The organism is Streptomyces sp. NPDC031274, from assembly GCF_055570235.1.
This window is the reverse complement of sequence record NZ_JBVIHP010000006.1, coordinates 346,394-361,072: the sequence shown is the minus strand read 5'-3', so window position 1 is coordinate 361,072 and position 14,679 is coordinate 346,394. Positions and strand designations below refer to the sequence as shown.

13 protein-coding genes are annotated in these 14,679 nt (G+C 70.8%); 12 read left to right on the top strand and 1 reads right to left on the bottom strand.

What is annotated here, in order from left to right:
• Positions 1-131 precede the first annotated feature (131 nt).
• From ACZ5CR_RS13445 to ACZ5CR_RS13430, 4 genes are read left to right on the top strand one after another with little or no spacing between them, the layout of a single operon-like run.
• Complete coding sequence (locus tag ACZ5CR_RS13445) at positions 132-1,055, top strand: ABC transporter permease (RefSeq protein WP_468856879.1); 924 nt, start codon at positions 132-134, stop codon at positions 1,053-1,055.
• Positions 1,048-2,025 (top strand): ABC transporter permease, encoded by a 978-nt coding sequence (locus tag ACZ5CR_RS13440; RefSeq protein ID WP_468856877.1) that lies wholly within the window; start codon positions 1,048-1,050, stop codon positions 2,023-2,025. The genes ACZ5CR_RS13445 and ACZ5CR_RS13440 overlap by 8 nt, the downstream gene beginning before the upstream one ends.
• 6 nt (positions 2,026-2,031) lie before the next feature.
• A complete protein-coding gene (locus tag ACZ5CR_RS13435) occupies positions 2,032-3,078 on the top strand; it encodes an ABC transporter ATP-binding protein (RefSeq protein WP_468856875.1) in 1,047 nt (348 codons plus the stop codon).
• A 52-nt stretch (positions 3,079-3,130) separates the two neighbouring features.
• Entirely contained in the window at positions 3,131-4,204 is a 1,074-nt protein-coding gene (locus tag ACZ5CR_RS13430) for an ABC transporter ATP-binding protein (protein ID WP_468856938.1), read from the top strand.
• Between the two features lie 229 nt (positions 4,205-4,433).
• Here the strand turns inward: ACZ5CR_RS13430 and ACZ5CR_RS13425 are convergent, their stop codons facing one another.
• The gene (locus tag ACZ5CR_RS13425; protein ID WP_468856874.1) at positions 4,434-6,611 is read right to left on the bottom strand and encodes a S9 family peptidase; all 2,178 of its coding nucleotides are present in this window, start codon (positions 6,609-6,611) and stop codon (positions 4,434-4,436) included.
• 148 nt (positions 6,612-6,759) lie between these two features.
• Here ACZ5CR_RS13425 and ACZ5CR_RS13420 point away from each other — a divergent pair, with 148 nt between their 5' ends.
• From ACZ5CR_RS13420 to ACZ5CR_RS13385, 8 genes are all read left to right on the top strand, one after another.
• Positions 6,760-6,954, top strand: a complete 195-nt coding sequence (locus ACZ5CR_RS13420; protein WP_389903579.1) for a hypothetical protein — start codon at positions 6,760-6,762, stop codon at positions 6,952-6,954.
• Positions 6,955-7,027: 73 nt separating this feature from the next.
• Positions 7,028-7,960 (top strand): N-acetyl-1-D-myo-inositol-2-amino-2-deoxy-alpha-D-glucopyranoside deacetylase, encoded by a 933-nt coding sequence (gene mshB, locus ACZ5CR_RS13415; RefSeq protein WP_468856871.1) that lies wholly within the window; start codon positions 7,028-7,030, stop codon positions 7,958-7,960.
• An 83-nt stretch (positions 7,961-8,043) separates the two neighbouring features.
• Positions 8,044-8,451: a DUF6113 family protein gene (locus tag ACZ5CR_RS13410; protein WP_468856869.1), complete on the top strand. Its 408-nt coding sequence runs from the start codon at positions 8,044-8,046 to the stop codon at positions 8,449-8,451.
• 142 nt (positions 8,452-8,593) lie between these two features.
• A complete protein-coding gene (locus ACZ5CR_RS13405; protein ID WP_468856866.1) occupies positions 8,594-10,813 on the top strand; it encodes a hypothetical protein in 2,220 nt (739 codons plus the stop codon).
• Between the two features lie 216 nt (positions 10,814-11,029).
• On the top strand, positions 11,030-12,040 hold the full coding sequence (locus tag ACZ5CR_RS13400; RefSeq protein ID WP_468856935.1) for an ABC transporter ATP-binding protein: 1,011 nt from the start codon (positions 11,030-11,032) through the stop codon (positions 12,038-12,040).
• Positions 12,037-12,774, top strand: a complete 738-nt coding sequence (locus ACZ5CR_RS13395) for an ABC transporter permease (protein WP_468856864.1) — start codon at positions 12,037-12,039, stop codon at positions 12,772-12,774. The genes ACZ5CR_RS13400 and ACZ5CR_RS13395 overlap by 4 nt, the downstream gene beginning before the upstream one ends.
• Positions 12,771-14,039: a sensor histidine kinase gene (locus tag ACZ5CR_RS13390; protein WP_468856861.1), complete on the top strand. Its 1,269-nt coding sequence runs from the start codon at positions 12,771-12,773 to the stop codon at positions 14,037-14,039. The genes ACZ5CR_RS13395 and ACZ5CR_RS13390 overlap by 4 nt, the downstream gene beginning before the upstream one ends.
• The gene (locus ACZ5CR_RS13385) at positions 14,036-14,665 is read left to right on the top strand and encodes a response regulator (RefSeq protein ID WP_468856858.1); all 630 of its coding nucleotides are present in this window, start codon (positions 14,036-14,038) and stop codon (positions 14,663-14,665) included. The genes ACZ5CR_RS13390 and ACZ5CR_RS13385 overlap by 4 nt, the downstream gene beginning before the upstream one ends.
• Positions 14,666-14,679: the final 14 nt, after the last annotated feature.

The window sequence follows — 14,679 nt, the reverse complement described above, 5'->3', positions numbered from 1 at the left end:
TTTCTCTCTCGTGGGCGACACCCCCTCCCCCCCCCCCCCCCCCCCCCCCCCCCCCCCCCACCCACCCCCCCCCCCCCCCCCCCCCCCCCCCCCCCCCCCCCCCCCCGCTCCCATTACTTCCGGAGCCCCTCATGGGACGTTATGTGATCCGGCGTCTGCTGCAGATGATCCCGGTCTTCTTCGGCGCGACGCTGCTGATCTTCCTGATGGTGAACGTGATGGGCGACCCCATCGCGGGCCTGTGCGGGGACCGCAAGTGCGATCCCGCGACGGCCGTCCAGCTGAAGAAGGAGTTCGGCCTCGATAAGCCCGTGTGGCAGCAGTATCTGACGTACATGGGCAATGTCTTCACCGGTGACTTCGGTACCGCCTTCAACGGGCAGAAGGTCACCGAGCTGATGTCGACGGCCTTCCCGCTCACGATTCGGCTGACCCTCGTCGCCATCGTCTTCGAGATCGTCATCGGAATCTCGCTCGGGGTCGTGACCGGGCTGCGGCGCGGGCGTCCCGTCGACACCGTCGTCCTGCTTCTGACGCTCGTCGTCATCGCCATTCCCACCTTCGTCACCGGCCTGCTTCTACAGCTGCTCCTCGGCGTCGAATGGGGGGTGATGAAACCCTCCGTCTCCTCGGAGGCGCCCGTCAACGAACTCATCGTGCCGGGGCTCGTTCTCGCCTCGGTGTCGCTGGCGTACGTGACCCGTCTCACCCGCACCTCCATCGCCGAGAACCGTCGCGCCGATTACGTCCGTACTGCCATCGCGAAGGGGCTTCCGAGGCGCCGCGTCATCACCCGGCATCTGCTGCGCAATTCACTCATCCCGGTGGTCACCTTCATCGGCACGGACATCGGCGCACTGATGGGCGGTGCGATCGTCACCGAGCGGATCTTCAATATCCACGGTGTCGGATTCCAGCTCTATCAGGGGATTCTCCGCCAGAGCAGCCAGACCGTCGTCGGCTTCGTGACCGTCCTGGTCCTGGTCTTCCTGGTGGCCAACCTGGTCGTCGACCTGCTGTACGCCGTACTCGACCCGAGGATCCGCTATGCCTGAACCGCAGGAGCAAGACGGGTCCATCGCCCCGACCGGTGCCGGGGGCGCGATGGACCTCGCGGCGACCGAGGGGACCACCCTGGAGAAGGACCCCGGCGGACCGGGCGGAACCGATCCCTCGGTCCCCGCCCGCAGCCTGTGGTCCGACGCCTGGCGCGAACTGCGCCGCAACCCGGTCTTCATCATCTCGAGCCTCGTCGTCCTCTTCCTGGTGCTCATCGCGATCTGGCCGTCCCTGATCGCCTCCGGCAACCCGCTCTCCTGCGACCTGGCGAAGAGGGAACAGAGCTCCCAGCCGGGCCATCCCTTCGGCTTCGACGGACAAGGCTGCGACGTCTACACGCGGACCGTCTACGGAGCCCGCGCCTCGGTCACCGTCGGCGTCTGCGCCACGCTCGGTGTCGCGATCCTGGGCAGCGTGCTCGGCGGGCTCGCGGGGTTCTTCGGCGGGGTCTGGGACGCGATCCTCTCCCGGATCACCGACGTCTTCTTCGCCATCCCGGTCGTGCTCGGCGGCCTGGTGCTCCTGTCCGTCGTCACCAGCAGCACCGTCTGGCCGGTGATCGGCTTCATGGTGCTCCTCGGCTGGCCGCAGCTCTCGCGCATCGCCCGCGGATCCGTGATCACCGCCAAGCAGAACGACTACGTCCAGGCGGCGCGCGCGCTCGGCGCCTCCAACTCGCGGATGCTGCTGAGGCACATCGCGCCGAACGCGATCGCGCCGGTCATCGTGGTGGCCACCATCGCGCTCGGCACGTACATCGCCCTGGAGGCGACCCTCTCGTACCTCGGTGTGGGTCTGAAGCCGCCGACCGTGAGCTGGGGCATCGACATCTCGGCCGCATCCCAGTACATCCGCAACGCCCCGCACATGCTGCTCTGGCCCGCGGGAGCCCTTGCGATCACCGTGCTCGCGTTCATCATGCTCGGCGACGCGGTGCGCGACGCCCTCGACCCGAAGCTGAGGTAGGCGCCCATGGCAACCGTGGCATCCGAGGCATCAGGGGCGTCCGCCCCGGGGGCGTCCAAGCTGCTCGAAGTGCGCGATCTGCACGTGGAGTTCAGGACCAGGGACGGCGTCGCCAAGGCCGTCAACGGCGTCGACTACAGCGTCGCCGAGGGCGAGACGCTCGCCGTGCTCGGCGAGTCCGGGTCCGGCAAGTCCGTGACCGCGCAGGCCATCATGGGCATCCTCGACATGCCGCCCGGGAAGATCACCGGCGGCGAGATCCTCTTCAAGGGCCAGGACCTCCTGAAGCTCAAGACGGAGGAGCGGCGCAAGACGCGTGGCGCGGGCATGGCGATGATCTTCCAGGACGCCCTGTCGTCCCTCAACCCCGTGCTCAGCGTCGGCCAGCAGCTCGGTGAGATGTACGTCGTCCACCAGGGGATGTCCCGCAAGGACGCCAAGGCCAAGGCGATCGAGCTGATGGACCGGGTACGCATCCCGGCCGCGAAGGAACGCGTCGGGCAGTACCCGCACCAGTTCAGCGGCGGCATGCGCCAGCGCATCATGATCGCCATGGCGATGGCGCTCGAACCGAAGCTGATCATCGCCGACGAGCCCACGACGGCCCTGGACGTCACCGTCCAGGCCCAAGTGATGGACCTCCTCGCCGAGCTCCAGCGCGAGCTGCACATGGGCCTGATCCTCATCACCCACGACCTGGGCGTGGTGGCGGACGTCGCCGACAACATCGCCGTCATGTACGCGGGCCGCATCGTCGAGAAGGCCCCCGTCCACGAGATCTACAGGGCCCCCGCGCACCCGTACACGCGCGGCCTCCTGGAATCCATCCCGCGCCTCGACCAGAAGGGCCAGGAGCTCTACGCGATCAAGGGCCTGCCGCCCAACCTCATGCACATCCCGCCGGGCTGCGCCTTCAACCCCCGCTGCCCGATGGCACAGGACGTCTGCAGGACCGATGTGCCGCCGCTCTATGACGTGGCGTACGACGGCCTCGCCGCCGACCGCCGGAGCGCCTGCCACTTCTGGAAGGAGACGCTCGATGCCGCACGGTGAGCACGTCAGCAAGAAGCAGCTTGAGGAGGAGGGCGAGACCGCACGGCAGCTGATGGACAAGGCGCGGGCCGAGAACGACTTCGCCGCGCACGGATCGGCGTCGGGCCGTGAGCCGATCCTCCAGGTGCGAGGTCTGGTCAAGCACTACCCGCTCACCCAGGGCATCGTCATCCGCAAGCAGGTCGGCGCGGTCAAGGCCGTCGACGGCGTCGACTTCGACCTCGGGCGGGGCGAGACGCTCGGCATCGTGGGGGAGTCCGGCTGCGGGAAATCGACGGTCGCGAAGATGCTGGTGAATCTGGAGCGGCCCACGGCGGGCGAGATCCGCTACAAGGGCGAGGACATCAGCAAGCTCTCCGGGCGGGCGCTGAAGGCCGTGCGCCGCAACATCCAGATGGTCTTCCAGGATCCGTACACGTCGCTCAATCCCCGTATGACGGTCGGCGACATCATCGGGGAGCCCTACGAGATCCATCCCGAGGTCGCTCCCAAGGGGTCGCGGCGGCAGCGGGTGCAGGAGCTGCTTGACGTGGTCGGGCTGAATCCCGAGTACATCAACCGCTATCCGCACCAGTTCTCCGGCGGCCAGCGCCAACGGATCGGGATCGCGCGGGGTCTCGCGCTGCGGCCCGAGATCATCGTGGCCGACGAGCCGGTCTCCGCGCTCGACGTGTCGGTGCAGGCGCAGGTCGTCAACCTCCTCGACCAGCTGCAGAACGACTTCGACCTGTCGTACGTGTTCATCGCCCACGACCTGTCGATCGTGCGGCACATCTCCGACCGGGTGGGCGTGATGTACCTGGGGCGGATCGTCGAGATCGGCTCCGACGAGGAGATCTACGAGCATCCGACGCATCCGTACACGCAGGCGCTGCTCTCCGCCGTGCCGGTGCCCGATCCCGCGGCGCGGGAGCACCGGGAGCGGATCATCCTGAGCGGGGATGTGCCTTCGCCCGCCAATCCGCCGTCGGGGTGCCGGTTTCGCACGCGGTGCTGGAAGGCGCGGGAGCGGTGTGCGCTGGAGGTGCCCGAGCTGGCCGTTCCGGCGGAGTTCCGCTTTGACGGGGGGCCCGCCGCGCACGACTCGGCTTGTCACTTCGCTGAGGAGAAGCAAGTGGTTCCGTAGGGGGCCCTGCGGGGCTTTCCCCGATCCCGCCCCTTCCCGAACCCGAAACCATGGGGCTCCGCCCCCTGGACCCCCGACAAGCTCGGCGGAGCCGGTGATGTGCTTAACACGCGGGCAACCACCCCGTCGCCCCCGCGATATACGCACCCGGCAGGCTGAGCCGCGTACGGCCGTGCGGGTGCCGTAGATCGGCCGGGGTTCGCCATGTCGCCCCGGCCGATCGCCGCGCCTACGCCAGGTTCAGCGAGCGCTTCAGGAAGTCCACCTGAAGCAGCAGCAGGTTCTCCGCCACCTGTTCCTGCGGAGTCATGTGCGTGACCCCGGAGAGCGGGAGCACCTCGTGCGGGCGGCCGGCCGCCAGCAGCGCCGACGACAGGCGCAGCGCGTGCGCCACCACCACGTTGTCGTCCGCGAGGCCGTGCACGATCATCAGAGGGCGGTGCGGCACCTCGGGCGTAACGAGGCCCTCCTCGGTGACCAGAGAGCTCAGGGCGTACGGCGTGGGGTCCTCACCGGGGTTTCCCAGGTACCGCTCCGTGTAGTGCGTGTCGTACAGCTGCCAGTCCGTCACCGGCGCCCCCGCCACCCCCGCGTGGAAGACGTCGGGACGGCGCAGGACCGCGAGCCCGGCGAGGTAACCGCCGTAGGACCAGCCCCGGATGGCGACCCGGTCGAGGTCGAGGGGGAAGGACGCGGCCAGGCCCTGGAGCGCGTCCACCTGGTCGTCCAGGGTGAGCGTGAAGTCCCGCCGGATCTCCTTCTCCCAGGCGGGGGAGCGCCCCGGAGTGCCCCGGCCGTCCGCGATGACCACCGCGAAACCCTGGTCGGCGAACCACTGGGACGTGAGGTAGGGATTGTGGGCGGCGAGGACCCGCTGGCCGTGCGGGCCGCCGTACGGGTCGAGGAGCACGGGCAGCGGGCCCGAGCCCTCCTCGTAGTCCCTGGGGAGCAGAACGGCGCACGGGATCTTGCGTGCGCCCCCCTCGGTGAGAGTCACGCGCGGTGTGAGCCCCGGATGCTGTGCGTATGAGGCGACGGTCGCCACCTGCTTGCCCTCGTGCAGTACCTGGACACGGGCGCCCGGCTGGTCGAGGGTGGCCGACACGAGGACCGTGAGGCCGCCCGCGCGCACCGCCGAGTGCACCCCGGGTTCGGCGGAGACGCGCTCGACTCCCAGTTCGTTGACGCGGTAGACGTGCACCTCGCCGGTCTCAGGGACGGGGGCGGCCGCACCCGCCGACGCCGAGATCAGGACATCGTCGTCCGCCACGTCGAGCACCGCGCGAACGTGCAACTGGGGTCCCGTGAGTGGGCGTTCGCCTACGGCCAGGACCCGCGCGCCGCCCTCGTCCACGATCCGCACAAGGCGGCCGCTGGGGGACCAGGAGGGGGCGCCGGGGAACAGTTCCAGCCACTGCGGGTCCTCTTCCGCGTGCACCATACGGGTCGATCCGTCGTCCGGGTCGACCGCCAGGTAGAGCTGGCTGAGCTGGTCCCTGGACTGGACGAGGAGCAGCGGCGCCCCGGCCGACGACCAGTGCACCCGCGCCAGATACGGGTAGCGGGCGCGGTCCCACATCACCTCGGTGCGCGCGCCGTCCAGGGTCACGACGAAGAGGCGTACATCCGCGTTGGCCGTGCCCGCCGCCGGGTACGCGACCCGCGTGGGCTCCGTCTCGGGGTGCGCCGGATCGGCGATCCACCAGCGCCGCACAGGGGCGTCGTCGGCGCGTGCGACAAGGAGGCGGTCCGATTCGGGCGACCACCAGAAGCCCCGCGAACGCTGCATCTCCTCGGCCGCGATGAACTCCGCGAGGCCGTACGTCACGGTCTCCTTCTCGGCGGAGTCCGGCTCCGGCGCGGCGAGGGCACGGTCGCCCGTCCCGTCGGCGCCCGTGACCCGCAGGGCGCCCTCGGCGACGTACGCGATGTGGCGGCCGTCGGGCGAGGGGCGGGGGTCGATCACCGGGGCGGGGGCGGGCAGTTCGCGTGCCGTGCCCGCGCGCAGCTCCGCCGCGAAGAGCCGCCCGGAGAGCGTGAAGGCGGCGAGTTCCACCGCCGAGTCCGTCGCGTACCCCACGATGCCCGCACCGCCCTCGCGGCTGCGCTCACGGCGGGCGCGTTCCTCGGCGGAGAGGCGCTCGGTGGCGCCTTTCAGGAGCGCCCCGGGGTCGGCCGCGACCCGCTCGACCGCGCCGTCCTCAAGGTCGAGGACCCAGAGCTGGTTGGCCCGGTCCGTGCCGGACGACGAGCGCAGGAAGGCGATGCGGGACCCGTCAGGCGCCACCGTGAACGCGCGGGGCGCACCGAGAGTGAAGCGTTGCGTGCGGGCGTGCAGGCGAGGGAAGGAGAGCCGCTGCGTCTGGCTCTCGGCGTGCCCGGCGGTGGCGGGCGTCTCGGTGGTCATCCTCCGAGCCTATGGGGCATGCGCCCCCTTGTGCTGCCGTGCTCCGACTCATGCGGACCCACGGATAGTTATGATCCGTAGCGCTTAGTGGGTATGTACCTGCTGGCGTCCGCACTGGTGCAGGGTCTGGGACTTGGAGGTGACCGTCGTGGCACTCTCGATTTCGGCGGTGGTGCTACTGGCGATCATTGTCTTCTTGCTGATCAAGAAGTCAGGATTGAAAGCCGGCCACATGATCGTCTGTGTACTGCTCGGCTTCTATCTGGCGAGCTCCTCCATCGCGCCGACGATCAACGAGCTGACGACCAACGTGGCGGGGATGATCGGCGACATTAAGTTCTGATCCGTTCGCGGCACGTTCTGATCGGTGCGCAGTACGTTCTGATCAGTGCGCGGGGTGCTCGTAGGGTGGTCCCATGACGGAACTGCCCGCCCGGCGTCTGCTGCTCGTGCACGCGCACCCCGACGACGAGTCGATCAACAATGGCGCGACGATGGCCGCGTACGTGGCCGACGGTGCCCATGTCACGTTGGTGACCTGCACGCTGGGCGAGGAGGGCGAGGTCATCCCGCCCGAGCTCGCCCATCTCGCGGCCGACCGCGAGGACGTGCTCGGCCCGCAGCGCATCGGCGAGCTGGCCGCCGCGATGAAGGAGCTGGGGGTCACCGACCACCGCTTCCTCGGCGGCACCGGGCGTTACCGCGACTCCGGGATGATGGGCATCGAGCAGAACCACCGGGCGGGCGCCTTCTGGTCCGCCGATCTCGACGCCGCGGCGGCGGACCTCGTCGAGGTGATCCGCGAGGTGCGCCCGCAGGTCCTGGTGACGTACGACCCGGACGGCGGATACGGCCACCCCGATCACATCCAGGCCCACCGGGTCGCGATGCGCGCCGCGGACCTCGCGGCCGAGGGCGCCTTCCGCGCGGATCTCGGCGCGCCGCACACCATCGACAAGATCTACTGGAACCGTGCGCCGCGCTCCGTCGTCGAAGAGCGGTTCCGGTGGATGGAGGGCGCCCTGCGGCACTCTCCGTTCACGACCCCCGGTGTGGTCGCGGACGTGCCAGGTGTGACGGACGACGAACGGATCACGGCGGAGATCGACGGGACGGATTTCGCACAGGCGAAGGCGGCGGCGATGCGCGCGCACGCCACGCAGATCGAGGTGCAGGGCCCGCTCTTCGTCCTGTCGAACGGGCTCGCGCAGCCGATCTTTGATGTGGAGTACTACGAGTTGGTGCGAGGAGTAGCCGGTGCGGTGGACGGCGAGCGTGAGACGGACCTGTTCGCGGGGCTCGACGGCGCGGTGCGCGGTGCGGGGCACGGAGGGGTGACGGCGCTGTGAGTACTCGTTCGCGTGCGACATCGTCCGCGGGGCCGTCTTCCAGGTCTTCCGGGTCTTCCAGGTCTTCCGGGGGGTCGTCCTCCGTGACTCCGCCCCCGGGGGGCAGCGCGCTCGCCCAGCCGCTCGATTTCGGCCGTCTTGCCGCCTGTGCGGGGCTCTTCGTGCTCGGTGCGGCCGTCGGCGTGGCCGGCGCGCTCGTCCAAGGGGGCTGGTTCCCGGGCGGGTTGCTGCTCGCGCTCGTCGGGGCCGCCGGACTCTTCCACGGAGGGGTGCGGGCCATCGGCGGCAGAGCGGGGGCGGTGGCGCCGGCGGCGGGCTGGCTCGTCGCCGTCATACTGCTCACGGCCAGTCGGCCCGAGGGGGACTTCCTCTTCGGCGCCGGACTTGGTTCGTACGCCTTCCTGCTCGGCGGAATGGCGGTCGCTGTGATGTGTGCCACCCTCGGTCTGCGGCCGCAACCAGGCGGGCCCGCCGCCCGACTTGGCAAGTGACGTACCACTTCAGCCCGTGTCCCACACGGGTTTGACGGCGGTCACAGAATGAGTGCCGACGGCGGCCAGTATGGTGGTGCGCGCCGCCGAGCCGCCCGAGTGAGGTCGAGACGGGCGGCGGAGCCAACCGGGAGAACCTGCCTTGAGTCGTGAAACTGACAGTTCGTCCTCCGGGCCCCAGGGGCGCGGTGGAGCCGCTTACCCCTCGGGGACGCCGCCGTACGGCTCCCCGGCGCAGGGCGCCGGGTCGGACGGTGCCGTGGAGGGCGCGCAGCGGCAGGCCGCCGAAGAGCGGCCCGACGAGCCCAAGACCGAGACCACGCTGACCACGCGCGTCCGGATCAACATCCCCGGGTCGCGGCCCATCCCGCCGGTCGTCATGCGCACGCCCGTCGCGAGCAGCGACGTGAACGCGCGGCGTCCGCAGGACACGGGCCGCGCCGCGGACGGATCCGACGCCGGGGACGGCGCGGGGCGTCCGGGGTCCGCGAACGGTGCCGGGGGTTCCGGTTCCGCCGGGACGTCCGGTTCGGGCTCCGCGCCCGCCGCGCCGTCCGCCGCCGGTCCTTCGTCCCCTGCCGCAGCGCCGGAGGAGAAGACGAGCGACTGGTTCGCGCCGCGCAAGAGCGGCGGCACCATCGGCGGGAACGGCATGTCCGGGGCGGCCGGTTCGTCCGCCGGTCCGTCCGCTGGTTCGTCGACCGGTCCGTCAACTGGTCCGTCAACCGGTCCGTCCGCTGGTTCTGGAGCGGGCGGCTCCGGTACGGGCTCCTTCGACGTGTCCGGTGCTGTGGCGTCGGGCCCGCTCGGCGCGGGTGCGCCGCAGGGCGGCGGCGACCCTCAGCGCGGGGACCTGCCGTACTTCTCCGCAGGCACGGGAGGTGCAGGAGGCGCGGGAGGCGTAGGCGGCGACGGTGCCCGCGGTCCCTCGGGCCCGACCAGCGGACCGGTGACCGGTGACGGCCCGATGGCGCCGAACCCGGCCGCCCGGGCCAACCCCTCCGACCCGGCGAACCAGGCCAATCCGGCAGGCCGGGCGAACCCGATGGCCCCGCCGAACTCGGGCGGCCCCGGCAACCCGGGCAAGCGCCCCAACCCGGCCAACCCCGCCGCCCGTTCGGGCGCGGGCACGGGCGCCCCCGTCATGGGCGACGACACCGCCATCCTCACCCCGCAGAAGGCGGGCCCGGTGCACGGCGGCCCCGGCTCCATCCCCGGCGGCCCGAGCGCGCCCTCGCCCGGTACGAACGTCTCCGGCGACACCCTGACCAGCGGCATCCCCGTCGTACCGCCCGCACAGAACTCACCGTTCCCCGCGGGCCCGCAGACCGACGGACCCGTGCCGCACACCCCGCCCAAGCTGCCCGAGCCGGTGCAGCCGAACGTGCCCGTCGCCGCGGCCCCGGCCAAGAAGAAGGGGCGCAACAAGCTCGTTCTCGTGGGCGCCCTCGTGGTCGTCGTCGCCTGCGGTGCTTACGGCGCCGGTCTGTTGATGAACCACGCCGACGTACCGAAGGGCACCACCGTGCTCGGCGTCGACATCGGCGGCGGTACGCGAGACGAGGCCGTCAAGAAGCTCGACGCGGAGATCGGCGAGCGCGTCACCAAGCCCCTGAAGCTGTCGGTCGACGGCGAAGCGGTCACGCTCAAGCCGGACCAGGCGGGCCTGACCCTGGACAGCCAGGCAACCGTCCGCGAGGCGGCGGGCAGTGACTACAACCCCGTCTCGGTGATCGGATCGCTCTTCGGCGGCGAGCGCGTCGCCGAGCCGGTCATGCCCGTGGACGAGGAGAAGCTGGCGGCCGCCCTGGAGCGCGCCGCGGGCGGCTCGGGCTCGGCCAAGGAGGGCTCGGTCCAGTTCGTGCCCGGCAAGGCCGTCCCCGTGTACGGCAAGGAGGGCAAGGGCATCGACGTCGCCGCGTCGACGAAGGCCGTCTCGCAGGCGTACGAGAAGCAGGTCGCGACCGGCAGCGCGGGCACGGTCCAGGTGCCCACCACCACGCGCAAGCCGACCGTCGCGAACGCCGAGGTCGACAAGTTCATGACGCGCTTCGCGAAGCCCGCCATGTCCTCCAACGTCACGATCAAGGCGGGCAACGCGTCGATTCCGTTCGGCCCGGCCAAGTCGCTGCCGAAGGTGCTCGAGACGCAGGTGCTGAAGAACGGCACGCTGCAGGTGCACTACAACACCGCCGAGCTCAAGAAGCTCTACGGCAACGTCTTCGACGGCATCCTGATCCAGCGCGGCAACGGCGACAAGACGCCGGTCCAGCCGACGGACGTGGCTCAGGCGATGAACAAGGCGCTGATCGGCAAGACGCCGGCGGAGCGGATCGGCGTGATCGAGACCAACGGCAGCTGATTCCCGTACACACCGGCTGATTCTCGTACAGCCGGTATATCCGGTACATCCGGTACATCTGGGCAGGCGGAGGCCGGGCGGTTCACAGGAGTGAACCGCCCGGCCTTACGCATGCCGTGGCACGGCATGACACGAAACGGCACGGCACGACATGACATCTGTCATCCCGCACTCGGCACACACGACACTGCCGCCATCGACCGCCTTCTGGCGACGATGGACCACATGACGACGACCGCAGCACCGCCCGTCACCGCGGTGAGCTTCGAGAAGGTGACCAAAAGCTACGGGGACGTCCGCGCGGTGGACGACCTCACGCTCGACCTCCACCCCGGCGAGACGGTCGCGCTCCTCGGGCCGAACGGCGCGGGCAAGTCCTCCGCCCTCGACCTTCTCCTCGGCCTGCGGCGCGCGGACAGCGGCTCCGTGCGGGTCTTCGGCACGAGCCCGCGCGAGGCGATCACCGCGGGCAGGGTCGGCGCAATGTTGCAGAGCGGCGGCCTGATGGGGGAGGTCACCATCCGCGAGCTGGTGCGGCTCGCCTGCGATCTGCACCCCAGGCCCTACCGCACGGACGACGTGCTGGCCGCGGCGGGCCTCACCCAGCTCGCCGACCGGAAGGTCGACAAGCTCTCCGGCGGCCAGGAACAGCGCGTCCGCTTCGCACTCGCGACCGCGGGCGCGAACGACCTGATCGTCCTGGACGAGCCGACCACCGGCATGGACGTCACCGTGCGCCAGGCCTTCTGGGCCACCATGCGCGAACAGGCGGACCAGGGCCGTACGGTCCTGTTCGCCACGCACTACCTTGAGGAGGCCGACGCGATCGCGGACCGGGTCCTCGTCCTGCACCGCGGTCGTCTCCTCGCGGACGGCACGGCCGCCGAGATCAAGGCGAAGGCCGGGGCGCGGAAGATCTCGTTCGATCTCCCCGAGCTCGATCTCGCCGAGTCCGAGCTCGCCGAGTCAGGGCTCCCGGAGTCAGGGCTCCCGGAGTCAGGGCTCCCCGGAACGGACACCGCGCTCACGGAGAAGCTCCGCGCACTGCCGTTCCTGACCGCCGCCGACGTGTCCGGCCACACCGTACGGCTCCAGTCGACGGACGCCGACGCCACCGTGCACGCGCTGTACGGGCTCGGCCTTTACCCCCGCAATCTTGAGGTCGCGGGCCTCGGCCTCGAACAGGCCTTCGTGGCGATCACCGCAGCCGAGGAGGCCAAGGCATGACGCTGACCAAGCTGGAGATCATCCGTTCCCTGCGCAACAAGAAGTTCCTGTTCTTCTCGGTGATCTACCCCTCGATGCTCTTCCTGATCATCGCGGGCGGCCAGGACAGCACGGAGATGGTGGGCGACACGGGGCTCGCGCTGCCCGCCTTCTTCATGGTGTCGATGGCGTCGTTCGGCGCGCTCACCGCCGTCCTCATGGGCAACAGCGAGCGCATCGCCAAGGAGCGCGAGAGCGGCTGGGTCCGCCAGCTGCGTCTGACGAGCCTGCCGGGGCGCGGCTACGTCATCGCGAAGACCGCGAGCGCCGCCGTGGTCAGCCTGCCCTCGATCGTCGTGGTGTTCGTGGTCGCCGCGGCGGTCAAGGACGTACGCCTCGATGCCTGGCAGTGGCTGGCCCTGACCGGAGCGATCTGGGCGGGCAGCCTCTGCTTCGCCGCGCTCGGCGTGGCCATCGGCTATCTCGCGACCGGCGACGCCGTCCGCCCGATCACGATGATCGTGTACTTCGGGCTCTCCGTGCTCGGCGGCCTGTGGATGCCCACGGCCACTTTCCCGCAGTGGCTGAGCTCCATCGCCACCTGGCTGCCGACGCATGCGTACGCTGCCCTCGGACAGGCCATCGAACTGGGCGACGCCCCGCACACGAAGGACATCGCGCTCCTCGTCGGGTACTTCGTCCTCTTCGCCGGCGGCGCGGCATGGCTGTACCGGAAGGACACATCGAAGGCGTGAACGACACCGACTGCGCCGAGCCCGGCCACCCCCTGAAGAGCTTCGGCCGCCCCGTGGCGGACCGCCGTCAGCTGCTCACCAAGTCGCTGTGGATCGGGATCTGGCTGGTCTTCCTGGCCAGTCCGGTGCAGGACCTGCTGCGGGCGGACCGCGGCGGCGCGGCCAAGGTGTTCGGCTGGCTGGGGCTCGTGGCCTTCGTGCTCTGCTATCTGACCCTGGTCTTCCGCTACACCTCCAAGGTGTTCGAGTGGCGTGTGGTGCACGTGTCGTTCGGGGTGCTGATCGTGCTGGCCGTCACCCTCTCCTTCGCCTTCGGCACGCCCTGGCTGGGGCTCTTCGTGTACGTGGCCGTGTCCGCCGGGGCCGTGCTTCCGATGCGGCACGCGGCGTGGGCCATCCCGGCCGTCACCGGCGTGATGATCCTGGTCGGTCTGCGCACCGACAGCGTGGCGGACCTGCTCGGCAGCCTCGGCGTTCTCACCGTCCTGGCAGGCTTCGCGATGACCGGGGTGCGCGAGCTGGTCCGTACGACGATCGAGCTGCGCCAGGCGCGGGCCACCGTCGCCCAGTTGGCCGCCAATGAGGAGCGGCTGCGGCTCGCCCGCGATCTGCACGACCTCCTGGGCCACTCGCTCTCCCTGATCACGCTGAAGAGCGAGCTGGCCGGGCGGATGCTCCCGGTCCACCCCGACAAGGCCGCGCAGCAGGTGGCGGACATCGAGCAGGTCAGCCGCCAGGCCCTGGTGGACGTGCGCGAGGCGGTCTCCGGCTACCGCAGGCGCACCCTCACCGGCGAGCTCGCGGGTGCCCGCACGGCGCTCACCGCCGCCGGTGTCGTGGCCGACGTACCGCTGGAGGCGCCCGCGGTGCTGCCCGGCGAGAAGGGGGAGACGGTGCTGGCCTGGGCGCTGCGCGAGGCGGTGACCAATGTCGTGCGGCACAGCGGTGCGCGCCGCTGCACGGTGGCGTTCACGTCCCGGCACACCCTGGACGGCCCTGTCATCGAACTGTCGGTGGAGGACGACGGCACAGGCGGTTCTGCCGCCGCCCAGGGCAACGGTCTGACGGGCCTGACCGAGCGCGTGGAGGCGGTCGGCGGTGTCCTCGACGTGGGGCCCGGCGCGCGGAGGGGTTTCCGACTCACGGCGCGGGTGCCGCTGGAGCCCACGGAGCCCACGGAGCCCACGGAGCCGCTGGACGAGGGCGCGGGTGGCGGGACCGGCGGCTCCGCCTCGGGATCTTCGGCTCTAGGATCCTCCGCATGAGTACGAACAGTGCGGGCGCCGCCGTGAGGGTGCTCCTCGCCGAGGATCAGTCGATGGTCCGCGAGGCGCTTGCGGCGCTGCTCGGCCTTGAGCCGGACATCGAGGTGGTGGCCCAGGTGGCCCGCGGCGACGAGGTGCTCGCCGCGGCGCGCGAGCACGCGGTGGACGTGGCGCTGCTCGACATCGAGATGCCGGGCAGGACGGGCATCGAGGCGGCGGCCGAACTCCACGCGGAGTTCCCCGAGTTGAAGATCGTGGTCCTCACCACGTTCGGCCGCCCCGGCTATCTCCGCAGCGCCATGGAGGCAGGCGCCGACGCCTTCCTGGTCAAGGACGCGCCCGCGGCCCAGCTCGCCGACGCGATCCGCAAGGTCCTCGCGGGCGACCGGGTCATCGACCCCACGCTCGCGGCGGCGGCGCTCGCCGGGGGAGCGAACCCGCTGACCGACCGCGAGCGCGAGGTCCTGCGCGCGGCGGCGGACGGCGCCACCAACGCCGAACTGGCGACGGCCCTGCACCTCTCCGCGGGCACGGTCCGCAACTACCTCTCCACGGCCATCCAGAAGCTGGCCGTACGCAACCGCGCCGAGGCGGTCAACGTCGCCCGGGACAAGGGCTGGCTCTGAACCGCCCTGCCGCT

Bases quoted from the DNA above. Each gene is read 5' to 3' on its own strand.
- ACZ5CR_RS13445 (WP_468856879.1), top strand. From the start codon at position 132: ATGGGACGTTATGTGATCCGGCGTCTGCTGCAGATGATCCCGGTCTTC.
- ACZ5CR_RS13440 (WP_468856877.1), top strand. From the start codon at position 1,048: ATGCCTGAACCGCAGGAGCAAGACGGGTCCATCGCCCCGACCGGTGCC.
- ACZ5CR_RS13435 (WP_468856875.1), top strand. From the start codon at position 2,032: ATGGCAACCGTGGCATCCGAGGCATCAGGGGCGTCCGCCCCGGGGGCG.
- ACZ5CR_RS13430 (WP_468856938.1), top strand. From the start codon at position 3,131: ATGGACAAGGCGCGGGCCGAGAACGACTTCGCCGCGCACGGATCGGCG.
- ACZ5CR_RS13425 (WP_468856874.1), bottom strand. From the start codon at position 6,611: ATGACCACCGAGACGCCCGCCACCGCCGGGCACGCCGAGAGCCAGACG.
- mshB (WP_468856871.1), top strand. From the start codon at position 7,028: ATGACGGAACTGCCCGCCCGGCGTCTGCTGCTCGTGCACGCGCACCCC.
- ACZ5CR_RS13400 (WP_468856935.1), top strand. From the start codon at position 11,030: ATGGACCACATGACGACGACCGCAGCACCGCCCGTCACCGCGGTGAGC.
- ACZ5CR_RS13395 (WP_468856864.1), top strand. From the start codon at position 12,037: ATGACGCTGACCAAGCTGGAGATCATCCGTTCCCTGCGCAACAAGAAG.
- ACZ5CR_RS13385 (WP_468856858.1), top strand. From the start codon at position 14,036: ATGAGTACGAACAGTGCGGGCGCCGCCGTGAGGGTGCTCCTCGCCGAG.